The organism is Candidatus Liberimonas magnetica (assembly GCA_020523885.1).
In the GTDB taxonomy this organism is placed as follows: domain Bacteria; phylum Elusimicrobiota; class Endomicrobiia; order Endomicrobiales; family JAFGIL01; genus Liberimonas; species Liberimonas magnetica.
In genome coordinates this window covers 1-16,692 of record JAJAPY010000024.1, presented here as the reverse complement: position 1 = coordinate 16,692, position 16,692 = coordinate 1, and the positions used below count along the sequence as shown (strand labels likewise).

Genomic DNA, 16,692 nt, shown 5'->3' with positions numbered 1-16,692 from the left:
TTAATTGGCGATATTTTTAAGGGCAGTTCTTACGTTTTTGTTTAAATTACTGTTTGGCTCCAAAGAAAGGAATTTGTTAAGGGATGCCCTGGCTTTATCGAAATCTTTCAGGTCAAGGTAAGCAACTCCAAGGTTATAATGTATTATGGCGTAATCGGGTTTGATAAGGGCCGCTTTTTTCCATTCATCTATAGCTTTTATAAACTCACCCTTTTTATAAAGCTCAGTACCCGAAGAATAATACATATTTGCATACTTCTCATTGTTCTTTAATACGGTGCTGAATATTCTTTCGACTCTATCTAATTTGCCGAGCAGGTAAAAGACGTCAGCCAGCTCTTTATAACCGTCCAGGTCCTGCGGGGCATATTTAACGCTATTTTCAAAACATTCAAGAGCTTTATCCGGCAGATTCATGTTCTTATACACCAAACCCAGGTTAAACCAGCCTATGCTGTTATCCCTGTAGTCTTTTAATAAAGCTGTATATTTTTCCATTGCATTTTGATAATAACCTTTCCTGTAATATTCTAAACCTATATTATTCCTGATCCAGCTGACATCAGAAGATACGTTGAAAGCTTTTTCTAAAGTTATATCGCTCTGGCCCGTGCTTTTAGTTTGAATGTCGTCAGCCATCATGTAATAGTAGAATCCGGCTATTTCTCTTTCCTGATAATCAGCGAACGTCCTGTATTGCATTCCTCTATAATTATAGAGCTTCCATATAGCTGTATTTTCTGCAGGGTTCTTGCTGTTTTGGCCGGCCTTAGCGACTTGATATATAAGGCCGTTCCTTTTTAAATTCAACGATTGAGCGACACAGTCCGGCTCAAAAGTCAGATAGTAAACCGGGTCCACTGTATTTTTAATGATGTTTCCTTCAACGGCATTCCTTCGCTCCTGCCATTCTTCCTTGTCCGGCATAAAAGGAAAATCATCGCCGTAAACATTCACAAAGACATTGCCCCAGCAGTCGATGATATTCAAGTCCTGCCTTTTTCTCATTACTTTTTGCATGTAAAGGGCTGAAAACAGGGACTCGTCCCCGGCTTTTGCTATAAAAAGAGTAGAACCCTTTTTCAAAAATGAAAGTATGTTTTTCCCGTAATCATACGCTACAAAATTGTTCCTGTTGTGGTTGTACTGGCAGCTGAATGAAAAATCGTAAATAACTGCACACAGCACAAGTACTGTTATAAGTATTCTTGATAGCTTGCTCGAAAACAAGCCATAAATATAGTTTAAACCGATGCTTAAAAAAACAACAAATGCTATATAAGAAGGTATGTAGTAAACCTTTACTATCGTTAATCTTTCAGGATTAAAACTAAACTGCAGAACGTATGTAAGCATAATGCTGTTAGTTAAAAACAACAGAACAAAAGACAGGAACGATCTTTTATCATTTTTAAATGAAACCCAAAGTCCGATCACGGCAGGTATAATAAATAAATTGAATTGCCTGTATAACTCATAAAAATAATTCGCGATGAATTTGGCTTTTTCATTAAAAGCGACAGCCTGGCCCAGTTCAAGCACCTTATACTGTTTTCTTATGACGTGGCTTAAAAAATTACTTAGATTGTGCGGGTTTCCCCAGTTATTCGGCGGGCTCATGGCTGAGCGTATAGGCAGGTAAGCATAAATAAAAAGCCCGGATATAAAAAAACCTGTTGAAATGGCCATATCCTTTAAAGTCAATGACCTATAGTTTAACAGTATTAAGACAAGGTAGGCAGGTGAGGCAACGGCCATTAACGGGTAGTGGTTGGCAAGAGAAATGCCGAACAAGAGCCCGAACAGGTAAAAATACCTGTTATCGCCGTCCCTTTGCCATTTTAGCAGGAATATCAGGCACGCTATTATCATGAAAGCGTTTAACGGGTAGACTTTTGCTACCAGAGCCTGAGACCACACTGTAGCATTTACCGCATAAATAATCCCGCCAAAAAATGACACCCAGGTATTCTTCGTAAGTTTAAATACCAGGATGAACAAAAGGACAGAATTCAGTGCGGAAAATATTACTGAACTGAAAGTGATGCGCCAGGCTGAATTTGAGGCCGGGATAAGGCTGAACAATTTACCTAACAAACAATAAAGCGGAAAACCCGGCGGGTGGGATATGCCCAAGGTGCACGCGCTTGTTATGAACTCCCCCCCGTCGCCTGTCATCAGGGCCGGCGGGCTTGAAATAACATAGATCGCAACAACCAATAAGAAAAGTGTTATTTTCATCTTCTAATTTGTGGTTACGTTGATTTAATCATTGGAATCTGCAAGGTAATCACTGTAATGCTTCGACTTTACTCAGCACCATAAGTAAAATCGAATGGTCCTGGGGGGCAATGTATTTTTCAGTGCCCCCTAACACTACCGTTAAGTGAGGTTTGTCATTGCGAGCCAGAGGCGAAGCAATCTCGACGTTTTGGAGATTGCCACGTCGCTTCGCTCCTCGCAAAGACACCGAAGAAGAAAGAGTGTCGTATGATATTCGACTTAACGAAGTAGTGCTAATTTTCTTTTCGTAAATAAAAAGCCGCTCTTTATAGAACATATTCTTTTCTTCCTCAAACAACCTTTCAAGTTCCTTGCCGGAACATACAATACTAGGTTGTTTGGGGTCTACTAATGCAATCAGGGTATAGTTTTGTAGTATTTTATCAAGCTCTTCAAATATGTATCTCGGGCATTTCGGCGTTATCCCGAGCGAAAGCAGATAATTTGAATAAACTATATACCTGGGCAATTCTTTGTTCAATTCCCCTATGACTTCTTTTTGTTTATCCAGTGAATCAGCATACCCGCCTGTCAAAGGGTAGAAGAAAATGTACCTGGACGCGCTTTTTCGGTCTGCGTAGAACAAAATCTGCGGCTCTGAACCAGCTACGAATACTTTGTCTTTAATATCGGAGTTTTGTTTTATGAATTCTGCTGCTTTCACGTCTTCGTTAAACGGGTTACCGCTGTAGATAGCAGACGTAAGTTCCTGCTTGCTGTAATCGGAGTATGCTCTATTGGCCTTATAAGGCAGTAAGAGAACCAATAGAAACACCATAAAAACAGAAAAACCGAGCTTTGGCACTTTGTTCCTGTTGAGAAAAGTAGTTAAGCCTATTAATCCCATACCAGAAATAAGCGCCAAAGGAGGCATTAACTGCTCAAAATAATGAAGAGTAAACCTTTTTCCAAGGCTTACCGCAAGAAAAGAAAACAAAAACCAGAAGATGATAAATTCGAAATATTTTGCCCTGCGCTCAAAAATTATCACTATCATCCCGAAAAAAAGAAGCGCCCATAAGACAGCCTGACTCTGTGAAAGAAAACTTAGAGTGTCTAAAAGATTTTTCATGCCATGACCTTTCGGGATAGCCCAGCCTATATAAGCCACGTTATGCAATAAGACCTGGTATTTAAAATCGTCAAATGCGCCTGAACCGGCAAAATACAGCGCGCTTAGCAAAATAGGCACTGCAAAAGCTGCTGCCATCGCAAGGCATGCCTTAAGATACCGGGTAACACTTTCCTTTTCTTTGATCCCGTAATACGCGATAAAAAAGAACATGCAGAAAAAATTAAGGAATGCGGGCTGTTTGAACATTACAGAAACGCCGAAGAGGGCTCCGGAAATAATCAGAGCGGCCATTTTTTTTGATGCTAGATAGGCCAAAGCGAAATAAGTCCCTGCGATTATAGGCGCCAGCATAAAAACTTCCGTATTGGCGCTAAAACCGAGCAGCCTCCTCTCCGAGCTGGTCAAAGAAAATATCAAAGCTGCCACAAACCCGAGGTCTTTGCCCTTTAGCAGCTTCCCTATTTTATAAACGAAGTAAACAGATATTAAATTATAAAAAGCCGCAAAAAGCCGTAAGGCTATTACTTTTTTTCCGAATATCAAAAATACAAGGTAGTATAAATAAAATATACCGGGCGGCTTCTGGTCAAAAGCATCACGGTACGGCAGACCGCCGTCTTCGATCACATCAGCGATATAGGCATATTCGCCCTCGTCTCTTTCAAGAGGAATGTTCAGGAACGGGTAACGGAAATAGAAGTTAAAGAAGACCGCCAAGAAAATAAGAAGGATGCCGAAGGTTTTGCTGTTCATCAATTTGAGGGGTTCGATGAGACGTTAAATATTTTACGAAAATAGCTTCTTTATACGGTCAATGATGTTTTTATACTCTAAAACTGCCTTTATTTCTATTATTTTAAACAATGCCGCCTGTTCCCCTTTTTTTATCATAAAATCGATTTTATTGAACCCTGTCCAGTTTATATGTTTTACACCTGGAGAAATTACCAGGTCAGCTTCTGCAATTATACACTCGTTTAAAATAGAACCGGTTATATATTCCGACCTTGAAATAATGTCTTTAGCTTTAGAAAACTTGTCAAATTTAAGCACTTTACTTTTTACGTCGCAGGCTATAACATAATCAACACCCAGTTCTTTCACGGCATTTACCGGCACTGAGCCGGCATAGCCGCCGTCATTATAGTAGACCCCTTCTATCACTACAGGAGGAAAAACCCCGGCAATTGAAGACGATGCTATTACGCACTCCCTTAGCGAGCCTTTGGTAAATGTTTTGGCTGTCCCGTTTGAAAGGTCCGTAACCACACAGGCAAAAGGTATTTTTGTCCGGGATATATCTATATCAGGCAAAAGCCCGCAGACTATTTCTTCAAGCCTTTCGATTGTAAAGAACGAAGGTTTTGTCTCTTCAACTAAATGTATATACCCGTTCATAAAAAGTGACTTTGCTCTTTCTATGAAACTGTGCTTTCCTTTTGAGTCTGACCTCAAGGTCTCGATCTGCAGTTTCGTAAAGGAAGGGCCTGAAAGTATATCCCTCACGCGTTTTTCAAGCTTGGAGGCATCAGGCTCAACGGCATAACATGCTCCGAGTATAGCTCCCATAGATGTCCCTGCAATGGAATGAATAGGGATTTTAGCGTTTTCAAGAACCTTCAGAACCCCGATATGCGCCAGCCCCCGTGCTCCGCCCCCGCCTAATGCTAATCCTATCTTTTTCATAAATCTTCCTTATTTATTGCAAATTCTACAATAACTTTGTAAAAATTTATACCCCCAATTGGCCGCAGGCAGAACCGATGTCAAGGCCTCTGGGTTCTCTTACTATGGCAAGGATCTTGCTCTTTATAAGGAAACTTCTGAAACTCTCTATCTTCTCTTTGCTCGGGCACAATAATTTATCTTTGCCGGTTTGATTATAAGGTATCAGATTTATTTGTATCTTATCATCTCTATCTGAATGTTTTTTTATTAATTTAACAATTTTTTTTGCAGAAAGTAAAGTATCGTTTTCGTTAGCTATAAGCACGTACTCTATGGTTAAACGGGAGTTATTGCTGCGGGAATACGCTATGCCTTCTTTTAATATTTCTTCTATAGAATACGGCACTACCCCCGGGATAAACCTGCCGCGAATCTCGTCATCAGGGGCATGAAGGGATACGGCAAGCCTGATACCCAGCTTTTCCTGCCTTAACTTCCTTATCTCTTCTATAAACCCTACTGTAGAGACCGTTATATGCCGCCTTCCTATACCCATCTGTTCCGGGTCAGTCATGGTTTTTATGGCGTTTACAATATTGTCAAAATTAAGCAGAGGCTCGCCCATACCCATAAATAAAATGCCGTCGGTTTTTATGGACAGGTCTTTTTCGACGTCAAGCGCTTGTTCTAATATCTCTCCCCGGGTCAGGTTCCTTACGAACCTTTTTTTTCCTGAATTACAGAACTTGCACCCTATAACGCAGCCGATCTGCGTCGAGATGCAAACCACGTTCCTTTCCCTCTGCGGCAATAAAACAGCGGGCACGGTATTCCCGTCCCGCGTCAAAAAATTATACCTTATCGTACCGTCAAGCCCGGAAGTGCTTTTATTTTTTATCTTGAATACCCTCAAGGCAAAATCACTGTCAAGCCTATTCCTCAAGTCCTTGGGAAGGTTTGAAAAACTATGAAAATCATCAACTTTTTTCTTGTAGGCCCACTCAAGCACCTGAGCCAGCCTGTAGGAGCCGTGGCCGCACTTTTGTATATATTCTTTTATTTCTTTAGGTTTGAGATCAAGAAAATGTTTTTTCATCATAATATTTTAATAAAGTCTTTTGTCGCTCTATAGAGAAAACCCCCGATTTGTATCGGGGGATATCATGCTGCAAGTATTAATCTGTCTAATCATTTGAAAATCAGTGTAATCAGAGATTGGGGTTATTTAACAATCTCAATAAATTACTTTCGGGACTTTATAGCTGCTCATTTCCTGTGCCATCTTTTCAAGCCTGTCAACCCTGTCTTCCAGGGACGGATGAGTAGAAAAGAGAGTCAGCAATGATTTACCTTTCAGGGGATTTACTATGAACATATGTGCGGTAGTGGGGCTTCCTATTTCAGCCCGCGAGTGTTTTACGTTGTCTACCAGTTTCTTTAGCGCGCTCGCCAGGGCGAGCGGTTTACCGCAGAGTTTTGCGCCTGAGGCGTCTGCTTCGTATTCACGGGAACGGGAAATAGCCATCTGTATCACCATGGCGGCCAGAGGAGCGATTATCGCAATAACGATCGCTCCAAGCGCTCCTCCGTTCCTGTTATCATTGTCCCTTGAGCCGCCGAACATGGCTGCGAACTGCGCCATACGTGCAAGCATGAATATCGCACCTGCAACTGTTGCGGCGATAGATGCTATAAGGATATCCCTGTTCTTTACATGCGAAAGCTCATGGGCTATTACGCCTTCGAGTTCTTCGTCGTTCAAGAGCTCTACTATACTTTTTGTAACTGCGACAGCCGCATGCTCGGGGTTTCTTCCTGTGGCAAAGGCATTGGGGGCAGGGCTGTTGATGATGTAAAGCTTCGGCATGGGTATACCGGATTTCATGACAAGCCTTTGTACTATAGAATATATCTCCGGCATTTCATTTTCTTTTATTTCCTTTGCACCGTACATGGCCAGGACCAGCTTATCTGAGAACCAGTAAGATGCCATATTCATTACCCCTGCGAAAATAAGCGCTGTTACCATCCCGTTCTGGCCCGATAAGCTGTATCCGATAAACATCAACAAGGCCGTTAGAGCTAACATTAAAATAAATGTTTTAAAGGTGTTCATAAAAACCTCCCTACCCCAGAGGGGTGCGGTAGACGGTAAAATGTTTTTCTTCTATCGTCCACTTCTTACCTTTTATAATTTATATCCAAATGCCAAACGCACCGAATTGGAATTAAACTCATACTCTTTTGTATTTCTTGTTATATTATTTGAATAGTTTGAAGATACAAAGCAGTCTATTGTCATTGATTTTATTTTATAGCCTGCGCCCAAGGTAATATATATTCTCTCATATTGATTCGTATCAAGGAGTGTCCTGTAATCATTGTTTACCGGAGACGGGTCATTTTGAACCCCTGCACGCAAAGCCCACTTTTCATTAAGACGGTACTCGGTCCCGAAATGGACCTGATAAGTGTCCTTCCACTGCATATCAGTATTTGAATTAGTAAAAATACCTGCAAGCTCATTGTCAAAAGTAACAGCATTCCTTAAGGTTGAATATTTATTCTGTTCAACGGAAAAAGCAAAAAGAAGGGAGTTTTTTGGTTCATACGATACACCTAGACCGTATGTCATGGGGAAGGTATAGTTTTGCCTGTAGTTTGTATCAAAATCAAGATCAGGCACAGCTCCGCTTGTTATGGCAGAAATACCTTTAGTAACTGTCCTTGCTTTTCCGCTTAATTGAATTACCGTGCCGCTCCTGAACACTAACCCCAATCTGACCTTTCCTGTCGGTTTGTACATGCCGCCAAAGACAATTTGATAATTTGAACCTGTACTTTGCTGTTCGATCATAGCCAGGTAACTGGCTAACGGCGATGAAGCGCTTTTTGTATACTCTTTGGAAATTTTCAGGTGGTCTATCATTCCCACTGTGTCTATCCCTACACCAATAAAAAGTTTTTCATTGACCTCTTTTGAAGCTGATATATTGGCTAGGACGAACGCTTTCTGGCGTTCTGCTGACGCAGTTATTGTATCATTCGCAGACAAACTTCCGTTAACGGTACTTTCCCAGTTGCCTCCGCCTCCACCTAAGGCATAAACACCGGCAGCGATAGTAATATCCTTTACTCTTGTATAACCTCCAATAAACGGGACTATAGCCTTTAGCTTTAATTCTTTTGAGTTGTATTCGTTCGGTTCGCCTCCGAGACTATCATATAGGTTCTTAATCGGAAAATCTCCGTCGTAAGGATTAGGGCTTGCAACATTTGAAAGAGATTTGTTGCTCTTCGCCTGAGTGTCTGCAAAAAGAGCCGATACTTCAAAAGCTTTCCCTTGTAATTGACTTAACCCTGCAGGGTTCCAATAAATAGCAGTAATATCATCGGCAATTCCTATATACGCAGCACCCAGGGAACAGGCCCTGGTGCCAGGTGTTGTAAAAATACCGCTTGCAAAAGTAAATGGAGCTTGAAATACAAAAACAAGAAATAATAAGGTCAGTTTAGCGTACGGTTTCATTTAGTCTCCTTACAGTGCTATTATTTTAAAAAAGATATAACATAAACTTTTTATCAATAACCATTTTATATAAATAAATCTTCCACCTTTATTTCCGGATGGCGGTACCTTTTCCTTGTTTCAGTTGATTTCCCGAACTGAATAGCTTCTACAGGGCACCATTGAATACAAGCCAGGCACTGCTCGCACCGCTTATCCCAAACGGGCTTGCCTTGGTCAAGTCTAATATTTTTCACAGGGCATATTTTTTCACACAGCCCGCATTTAGTACAGGTGTCCTTTACCCAGAATTTCTTACTTGCTTCATGCATCTTAGATACGCTTAAATTATATATTATCCCTGAAAAAATCCAGTTAACGATAAATGAATTATCTTCACACCTGCCTTCCCTGCCGGCTTTAATATATTCAATTATTTCTTTTATCTTATTTTTTTCTTTATCATATAATTCATTGCAGGTTTTTTCCGGATACGCCCCATAGAGAGGCACATAGTTTCCCGGCATTTTCACGCCGAAACCTGCAGACAGCTTGATGTTCCGGCCTCTTAGAAGGTTTTTTAGCTGGTTGACCGTAGATGCAGGCATACCGCCGTAAGTAACCACGGAAAAAAAGTATTTGTCGGTTGCTTCCAGTTTCTTGACAAAATTAGTTACAATTACCGGTACACCCCATACGTAAACCGGAAAAATTAAACCTATCCTGTCGGCTGAGGGTTTTACATCATTTTTTATTGCTTTAGCTATGGGTATAAGCTCTGTTTCGCCAAGCCCTCCGGCTATATCTCGCGCAACTTTTAAGGAGTTACCCGTACCTGTAAAATAATAGATCGTTGTTTTCATAAACTGGGCCGGCTCTCTCATTTTTGGTTAATTTTAACATATTTGTGAAGGTTTGACAAGAAAGCTTTCAGGTAGTCAACAGGTTCAGCCCGGATCAGTTTTTTTATCAGGCGGATGCCTTTAGATTCCCCGCGTATGAATTCCAGGATATCCTTATAGTCCTGTGCAAGTTGTACTATGTTCTCAGGCTTAACGCTTATATCTTCAAGAAAATATATCTCGTAAAACTTTTCTTTTTCTATAATGCTTTTGACATTGCTTTTTTGCGCTGTTAAACGGAGGCCCGTAAGCCTGAAAAGGTTCTCAAGGGGCACGGGGAGCTTCCCGAAACGGTCTAGGAACTCTTCCCTTATTCCGGACAGGTCTTCATTTGAGCCTGCATTCACAAGTCTTCTATAAAATATTATCCTTAGATCATCCGAGGCTATATAGCTTTCCGGGATATAGGCCGGGATATCGAAATCGACTACTGTTTTGGATTCTTCGTTTTCTTTAGGCAAAGCGACCTCGCCCTTAAGGTTGCGGCTGGCTTCGGCAATCAGTCTTGAATACAGCTCAAAACCGACCTCTCTTACAAAACCGTGCTGCTCTGCCCCAAGGACATTTCCTCCGCCTCGGATCTCCAGGTCCCTTAAGGCCAGCCTGAACCCTGAGCCAAGCTCGCTCAATTCATTTAGGGCCTCAAGCCTCTTGCGTGCATCTTCCGTCAAAGAAGAGGAACTCGAAAATAAATAACAATAGGCTTTTTGGCTGGACCTGCCTATCCTTCCTCTTAACTGGTAAAGCTGGGATAAGCCGAAATTTTCCGCATCTTCAACTATCATGGTGTTTACTGAAGGTATGTCTAGGCCTGACTCGATTATAGTGGTAGCCAACAGCACATCTATTTCTTTATGGAGGAACCGCCACATCGCTTTTTCTATCTCCGGGCCAGAAAGCTGTCCATGAACAATGCCAAGCTTAGATTCAGGTATAAGTTTTTTTATCTGTTCGGCTTTAGTAAGTATCGTTTCGACCCTGTTATGCACATAAAAAACCTGACCTCCGCGGGAGAGTTCTGCCCTTATTATTTTTTGGATTAGCTTTTCGTCATAATGACCGAGGTGCGTTTCTATGGGAAGCCTTCCGTACGGCGGCGTCTCGATGACAGAAAGGTCCCTGATATTTGAAAGCGCAAGAGAAAGCGTCCTGGGTATCGGCGTAGCTGAAAGAAGGAGCACGTCTACGTTTTTTTTCATAGACTTTATTTTCTCTTTTTGCTTGACGCCGAAGCGGTGTTCTTCATCTATTATAAGGAGCCCCAGGTCATGGAACTCTATATCTTTCTGCAGGAGCCTGTGCGTGCCTATGACTATATCCACCGAGCCTGCTTTGATGTTCTCTATCGCTTTTGTCTGCTCAAGCTTTGACTGGAACCTGCTCAACACCTCTATTTTTACCGGGAACGGAGACAGCCTCTGGGTGAAGGTCTGGAAATGCTGTTCCGCAAGGACGGTCGTAGGCACAAGCACTGCTACTTGTTTTGAAGACAGGACAACTTTAAATGCCGCACGGATCGCGACCTCGGTTTTCCCGTAACCGACATCGCCGCAGACAAGCCTTTCCATAGGCTGAGATTTTGACAGGTCAGCCTTGACTTCCTCTATGGCTTTGAGCTGGTCCTCGGTTTCCGAATACGGGAACGAATCGCTTAATTCCATTTCCCACGGGATATCTCTCGGGTATGCGACACCTTCGCTTTTCTGGCGTTCGGCATATAGCTTTAAGAGGTCCTGGGCAAGTTCGATCGCACTTTCTTTTGCTCTCTGTTTTGCCCTTTCCCAGGCTACGGTATCGAGCGAATGAAGTTTCGGCCTGTACCCTTCAAGCCCCACATATTTCTGCACGACCTTAAAATCGTAAATAGGTATGTAAAGCTTATCCCCGCCTTTATATTCGATGCACAGGTATTCCTGCTCCTGCTGGCCCCTTGCTATCTTCTTTAGCCCCAGGTAACGGCCTATGCCGTACCTTTCATGCACAACGTAATCGCCGCTTGATATCTCCCATAACCCTTCAAGCCTTCTTCCTGTCTTAAATTTCGGGAAACTGACCGGCTTTCTCTTGTACAAGATCTCCTGGCTGCTAAAAACCGCCAGCCGCCTCTTATCCGAATAAAAACCTTCTTCCAACGGCCCGATATTTATTTCAGAAACAAAATCTAACAGCTTATTCTCAAAAAGTATCTCTTCGATCCTTTCTTTTTCGCCTTGATGCGGACAGAAAATAGCGGTTTTGTATCCCGAGCCTGCGAACTTTTTAAACTCGTCAATGAACAAAGGTATCTTTCCCTCATATTTCAACAGGGCTTTAAAACCTGCATCTTCGGCATCTTTACTCAGAGGCTCATTTATAAAACAATCATAACCTTCAAATATCTTTTCAAGCTCCGGGTCGGGTTTAATATCAAAATATACTTTTGTCTCTTCTGAAAGATATTCGCTTAAGTAACCTTCAGGGATTTCTTTTACAGGAAGGATCTCTATTTTATTAAAAAACCGGCTTGAGCGCTGGCTGTCCACATCAAAACTGCGGATGGATTCAAGGGTGTCATTATTAAATACGAGGCGCCACGGCACGTTCTGGTCGACAGGCCATACATCGAGTATCTCCCCGCGCCTTGAGAACTGGCCTTTTTCTTCTACGAACTCGTCATGGGTAAACCCGAAATCAATAAGATTCTTAGTCAGATTTTCCAGGTTAAACCGGCTTTCGCTTGAGAGTTTTAATATATTTTTTTGAAATGAACCGGCTGAAAATGTTTTTTCTTTGACCGAGCTTTCGGTCGCAAGTATTATTGACGAGGAAGAGTTTTTAAGGTTATTTAAGGTTTCTATCCGGTTAAAGTTGTCAGTTGTCAAAAATGAATATATCTTCGGATTGTAGTAAAATTTGCCGAGCGCCGTAAGGTTATTGAACCACAGGTTAATTTCGTCTTCCCCGGCAATTACCAATGTGTTCTTGTATGCATCGTGATTTTCAAGAACAAAATAAGCTTTCCCGCCGGCAAACAGTCCTGAAAATATTTTTTTCAACGATAAGCTCCGTGAAGGTTTAGATATTAAGATGTTTAGTGGGATTTTTGGGGCGTTCTATGACCAAAGCAGTGCTTCCTTTTTCAAGTGCATAGCCGTTGTGCCAGCAGTTAAATATCACAACTTCGCCTTTTTTAAGTTCCAGCTTTTCTATAGGAGAGTTTTCGATCTTTTTAAAAGTCATAACTATCCTGCCTTCAAGTAAAATGAACAGCTCCGGATATTTGTGCAGTTCAAGATAGTCATAATCTTTGATAGACCTTGTCTTCGGCTTAAAAAAACCGAAAAGCCAGCTTTTCTTGTCTTTAAACAGCGGGTTCCATGCTCTATTATGGTTTTTGATTTGGTATTTAATAATAGGTTTTTTAGTCACGATATCGCTCCTTCTTAAATTGACAAGTTCGTTATTTGTATTTCCTCTTACCCCTTATCACTGTCTTTAAACATTGAACCTGAAGACTATGATATCGCCGTCTTTAACAATGTATTCTTTTCCTTCCAGCCTGTAGACACCGAGTTTTTTTGCCTCGGCTTCGGAGCCGGCACGTTTTAAATCTTCAAAGGAAACAACCTCGGCCCTAATGAAGCCTTTTTCTATATCCGAATGTATGGCCCCTGCGGCATTATGGGCGTTGGTCCCGTTCCTTATGGTCCAGGAGTGGGAATCTTTAGGCCCTGCCGTGATAAACGAGATAAGTTCCCCGTAGCTATAGGCGAATTTTATCAGACGATTTATGGAAGTATCGGTCAAGGCTAAAGTGTCAAGGAATTCCTTCTTTTCGTTTTCCGCAAGGCCTTGTATCTCACGTTCTATCTTAACCGATACATTCAGGCTTTTTGCTCCGTCCGGCAGGTTAAATGCTGTGTTCACCTTGTCCTCATCGCAATTAATTATTACAAAAACAGGTTTAAACGTTAAAAAATTCAAGCTTTTGATTATCTTTCCTTCTTCATCGGTGAGTTTCAGGGAAGATAAATAATTGCCTTGTTCAAGGACTGTTTTTAGCTTTTCGATGACCTCCTTTTCTTTTAAGACCACGGTATCGCTTTTTGCTTTCAGCTGCTTGGCTATATTATCAAGCCTGGTCTCGACAAGCATCAGGTCCGCCAGAAGCAGTTCGTTCTTCAATGTAAAGTAATCTCTTTGGAAATCCACATTGCCTAAAGGATGATAAACATTCTCATCGGAAAACTGACGGGCCACGATGGCTATCATATCCATAAATTTCGTTTCAACAAGCATTTTCTTTGTTTCCTGCGAATCTTTCTTGACCGACGGGATGAGATGGAATTCTATCTGTGAATAAACCTTTTTCTTGCTGGCAAACATTCCGGCAAGAAAATCTATCCGTTCATCAGGTACACTTACCACGCCTATTTCCTCCTTTACCTGCACATGCGCTTCGATATCTTTTCCTGTTAAAAGCGAAAACAGGCTTTTTTTGCCTGCCCCTTCAAGCCCGACTATTCCTACTTTCATTATTTCTCCCTTATGTCGCGTTCCGCCTCTGGGGCGGAACTTACCCTCTCCCGCTCTGCGGGATCGGGCTTGTTCCTGCTCAATCGGAAACTGCTCGCAGGAACGCTCCCAGAGGGAAACTAAGTTTCCCTTCTGCGTTCGAATAAGAAGATAAACTTCTTATTCTCTCTGAACCCTTCTATGTTGTCAACTTCCTCATTCATGTATGTCGCGTTCCGCCTCTGGGGCGGAACTTACCCTCTCCCGCTCTGCGGGATCGGGCTTGTTCCTGCTCAATCGGAAACTGCTCGCAGGAACGCTCCCAGAGGGAAACTAAGTTTCCCTTCTGCGTTCGAATAAGAAGATAAACTTCTTATTCTCTCTGAACCCTTCTATGTTGTCAACTTCCTCATTCATGTATGTCGCGTTCCGCCTCTGGGGCGGAACTTACCCTCTCCCGCTCTGCGGGATCGGGCTTGTTCCTGCTCAATCGGAAACTGCTCGCAGGAACGCTCCCAGAGGGAAACTAAGTTTCCCTTCTGCGTTCGAATAAGAAGATAAACTTCTTATTCTCTCTGAACCCTTCTATGTTGTCAACTTCCTCATTCATGTATGTCGCGTTCCGCCTCTGGGGCGGAACTTACCCTCTCCCGCTCTGCGAGAAATTAATTCTTCAGGATCGCTTCAAGGTCTTTTGACACTGTTTTAGCCATCTGCTCGTATGCTAATTTGTTCGGATGGTTATCGTGCGGGATCTTATAGCCCTCTTTATAAAAATCTTCCAGTCCATGATAATCAAGATATTTTACCCCTGCAGCTTTCAGGTATGGGATCAATTTACTCATATATCCCGGGCCGCTGTCCGGCCAAAATAATACAATAAAATCATCGCTTCCGAATTTCTCTTTAAAACAATTTCTTGATTCTTCTATTATCCTGCAAGTTAACCTTATATGGCTTTCATTGATCTTAGGAAAATCATGGCCGTTTAAAATAAACCGGCCAAATTTACTGCCTCCTAAAATCTCATAGGCCTGTGTCAACAAAGGTCTGCCTGAAACAAAATCACCGTCTCTTTCAAGTATACCTTTTTTATTAATATAATAATATGGAACTCTTTTCCGTGAGCTGACCGAGCCAATGACTCTGTTTATATGAGCAGGGATAAATAAATATATACATACATATTTTTTGCTCTTATCTATCTCATTGACTATCCCTTTACCCTCAAGTCTTGACAACATGTTGTGCGGGCCGTACCCGGGACAGCCGTAATTATACGGTTTACAATTCGGGACCAGCTGAGACAGATAAAAGGGCAATGTCTCATTATCTTTAACTCCCTGGCCTAACATATAAGAATCGGCAAAGAATAAAAAGGCAGTATCTCTTTTATCAGGATTATCGACAGGGGTGATTCTTCTTTCAAATTTATCTTCTAAATAAACATATTTATAAATCCTTTTACCGTTTACTATTTTCTCTTCTTCCCTGGCCAGCCCTTCTTTTGTAATTTTAGATGTATTTATATACTGCACTTTTTCAACATTATAAAATATGCCGCGATTTAACCGCCTTTGTGAAACAAGTCCCCATAATAGGACAAAACCTGCAATTATTCCAATAAGAACAAGAAACAACCTTCTAAGCCATTTAGTGTTGTATATATTAATATTCATTATTTAAAAGATTTTATCGCCGCTATTAAAATGGCTCCCTTGCAAAAAGCTCCAGGCTGAAGACTGTTTTTTGTTTTCAAGGTGCACTTCTTCTATCATTAAAAACCCCTCCCCGCAGCGGACGATGAAACCTGCGTTCTTAACTATCTCAACTATCTGCCCCGGAGAAGTTTCTGTCTCGTATTTTGCGCCCTGCACCGCGTGGGCTTTAATGATCTTTAATATTTTACCCTTTAGATTTCCTTCTTTTATCTCACTATATGCCCCGGGCCAGGGGGTAGTGCCTCTTATGAGGTTAAAGATAACATCCGCCGGTTTTGACCAGTCTATTTTCCCGTTCTCCTTTTTCAAAGGCGGAGCAAAAGTCGGCGTCCCGTTCTGCGGCTCGCCCCTGCTCTGTCCTTTTTTCAACTTGTCAAAACTCTCCTGCAAAACCACCACGCCTAAAGCTGTAAGCGTTTTAGCCAAAGACAGATAATTATCGTCTTGGCTTATTTCAATAGATTTTTGAACAAGTACTGGGCCGCTATCTAATGTTTTTTCAATCCAGAAAGTCGTTACCCCTGTTTCTTTTTCGCCGTTTATCAAAGCCCATTGTATAGGTGCCGCTCCCCTGTATTTTGGAAGAAGAGAAAAATGTATATTAAAACACCCGATCTTCGGGACCGAAAAAATATTCTCCGGTATCAATTTCCCGTACGAAACAACTACGCCAACGTCAGGATTTAAGACTTTCAAATTATTAATGATATCATCATTAAATTTTTCAGGCTGAAAAACAGGAATATTGTTCTGCTCTGCAAGTATCTTGACTGGCGGCGAAACCAGTTTTTGCCCCCTGTCCCTGGGACGGTCCGGCCTGGTAATTATACCAACAACTTCCTGTGTCTGTATAAGCTCTTTTAAATACACTTCAGCGATCTCTGGTGTCCCAAAAAATAATATTTTCATTAATTTATGCTCCCGTAAAACAATTTAAACTCAAATTTATCCATAACTTGTTCTTCTTTTCCAAATTTTAAGTCTATTTATAGCACTACTTCGTTAAGTGAGGTTTGTCATTGCGAGCCAGAGGCGAAGCAA

The 16,692-nt window shown here is 41.7% G+C and carries 12 protein-coding genes; all 12 read right to left on the bottom strand.

What is annotated here, in order from left to right; all coding sequences use genetic code 11:
• The 12 genes from LHV68_12920 to fmt all read right to left on the bottom strand — a co-directional run bounded on the left by LHV68_12920 (nt 1) and on the right by fmt (nt 16,560).
• Complete coding sequence (locus LHV68_12920) at nt 1-2,241, bottom strand: DUF2723 domain-containing protein (GenBank protein MCB4792766.1); 2,241 nt, start codon at nt 2,239-2,241, stop codon at nt 1-3.
• 49 nt (nt 2,242-2,290) lie between these two features.
• Nucleotides 2,291-4,111: a glycosyltransferase family 39 protein gene (locus LHV68_12915; protein MCB4792765.1), complete on the bottom strand. Its 1,821-nt coding sequence runs from the start codon at nt 4,109-4,111 to the stop codon at nt 2,291-2,293.
• A gap of 33 nt (nt 4,112-4,144) precedes the next feature.
• Nucleotides 4,145-5,044 carry a patatin-like phospholipase family protein gene (locus LHV68_12910; protein ID MCB4792764.1) on the bottom strand — a complete coding sequence of 300 codons (900 nt, stop codon included), beginning with the start codon at nt 5,042-5,044 and terminating at the stop codon, nt 4,145-4,147.
• A 46-nt stretch (nt 5,045-5,090) separates the two neighbouring features.
• The gene (gene rlmN / locus LHV68_12905; protein ID MCB4792763.1) at nt 5,091-6,125 is read right to left on the bottom strand and encodes a 23S rRNA (adenine(2503)-C(2))-methyltransferase RlmN; all 1,035 of its coding nucleotides are present in this window, start codon (nt 6,123-6,125) and stop codon (nt 5,091-5,093) included.
• A gap of 135 nt (nt 6,126-6,260) precedes the next feature.
• Nucleotides 6,261-7,142, bottom strand: coding sequence for a zinc metalloprotease HtpX (gene htpX, locus LHV68_12900; GenBank protein ID MCB4792762.1), 882 nt, complete (start codon nt 7,140-7,142; stop codon nt 6,261-6,263).
• Between the two features lie 72 nt (nt 7,143-7,214).
• The gene (locus tag LHV68_12895; protein MCB4792761.1) at nt 7,215-8,555 is read right to left on the bottom strand and encodes an outer membrane protein transport protein; all 1,341 of its coding nucleotides are present in this window, start codon (nt 8,553-8,555) and stop codon (nt 7,215-7,217) included.
• A 65-nt stretch (nt 8,556-8,620) separates the two neighbouring features.
• Entirely contained in the window at nt 8,621-9,397 is a 777-nt protein-coding gene (locus tag LHV68_12890) for an EFR1 family ferrodoxin (protein MCB4792760.1), read from the bottom strand.
• A 17-nt stretch (nt 9,398-9,414) separates the two neighbouring features.
• Nucleotides 9,415-12,471 (bottom strand): transcription-repair coupling factor, encoded by a 3,057-nt coding sequence (gene mfd / locus LHV68_12885; protein MCB4792759.1) that lies wholly within the window; start codon nt 12,469-12,471, stop codon nt 9,415-9,417.
• 19 nt (nt 12,472-12,490) lie between these two features.
• Nucleotides 12,491-12,844: a cupin domain-containing protein gene (locus LHV68_12880; GenBank protein MCB4792758.1), complete on the bottom strand. Its 354-nt coding sequence runs from the start codon at nt 12,842-12,844 to the stop codon at nt 12,491-12,493.
• 66 nt (nt 12,845-12,910) lie between these two features.
• Nucleotides 12,911-13,951: a YchF family ATPase gene (locus LHV68_12875; GenBank protein ID MCB4792757.1), complete on the bottom strand. Its 1,041-nt coding sequence runs from the start codon at nt 13,949-13,951 to the stop codon at nt 12,911-12,913.
• 644 nt (nt 13,952-14,595) lie between these two features.
• Nucleotides 14,596-15,609, bottom strand: a complete 1,014-nt coding sequence (locus tag LHV68_12870) for a hypothetical protein (GenBank protein ID MCB4792756.1) — start codon at nt 15,607-15,609, stop codon at nt 14,596-14,598.
• Between the two features lie 3 nt (nt 15,610-15,612).
• A complete protein-coding gene (gene fmt, locus LHV68_12865; GenBank protein MCB4792755.1) occupies nt 15,613-16,560 on the bottom strand; it encodes a methionyl-tRNA formyltransferase in 948 nt (315 codons plus the stop codon).
• Nucleotides 16,561-16,692: the final 132 nt, after the last annotated feature.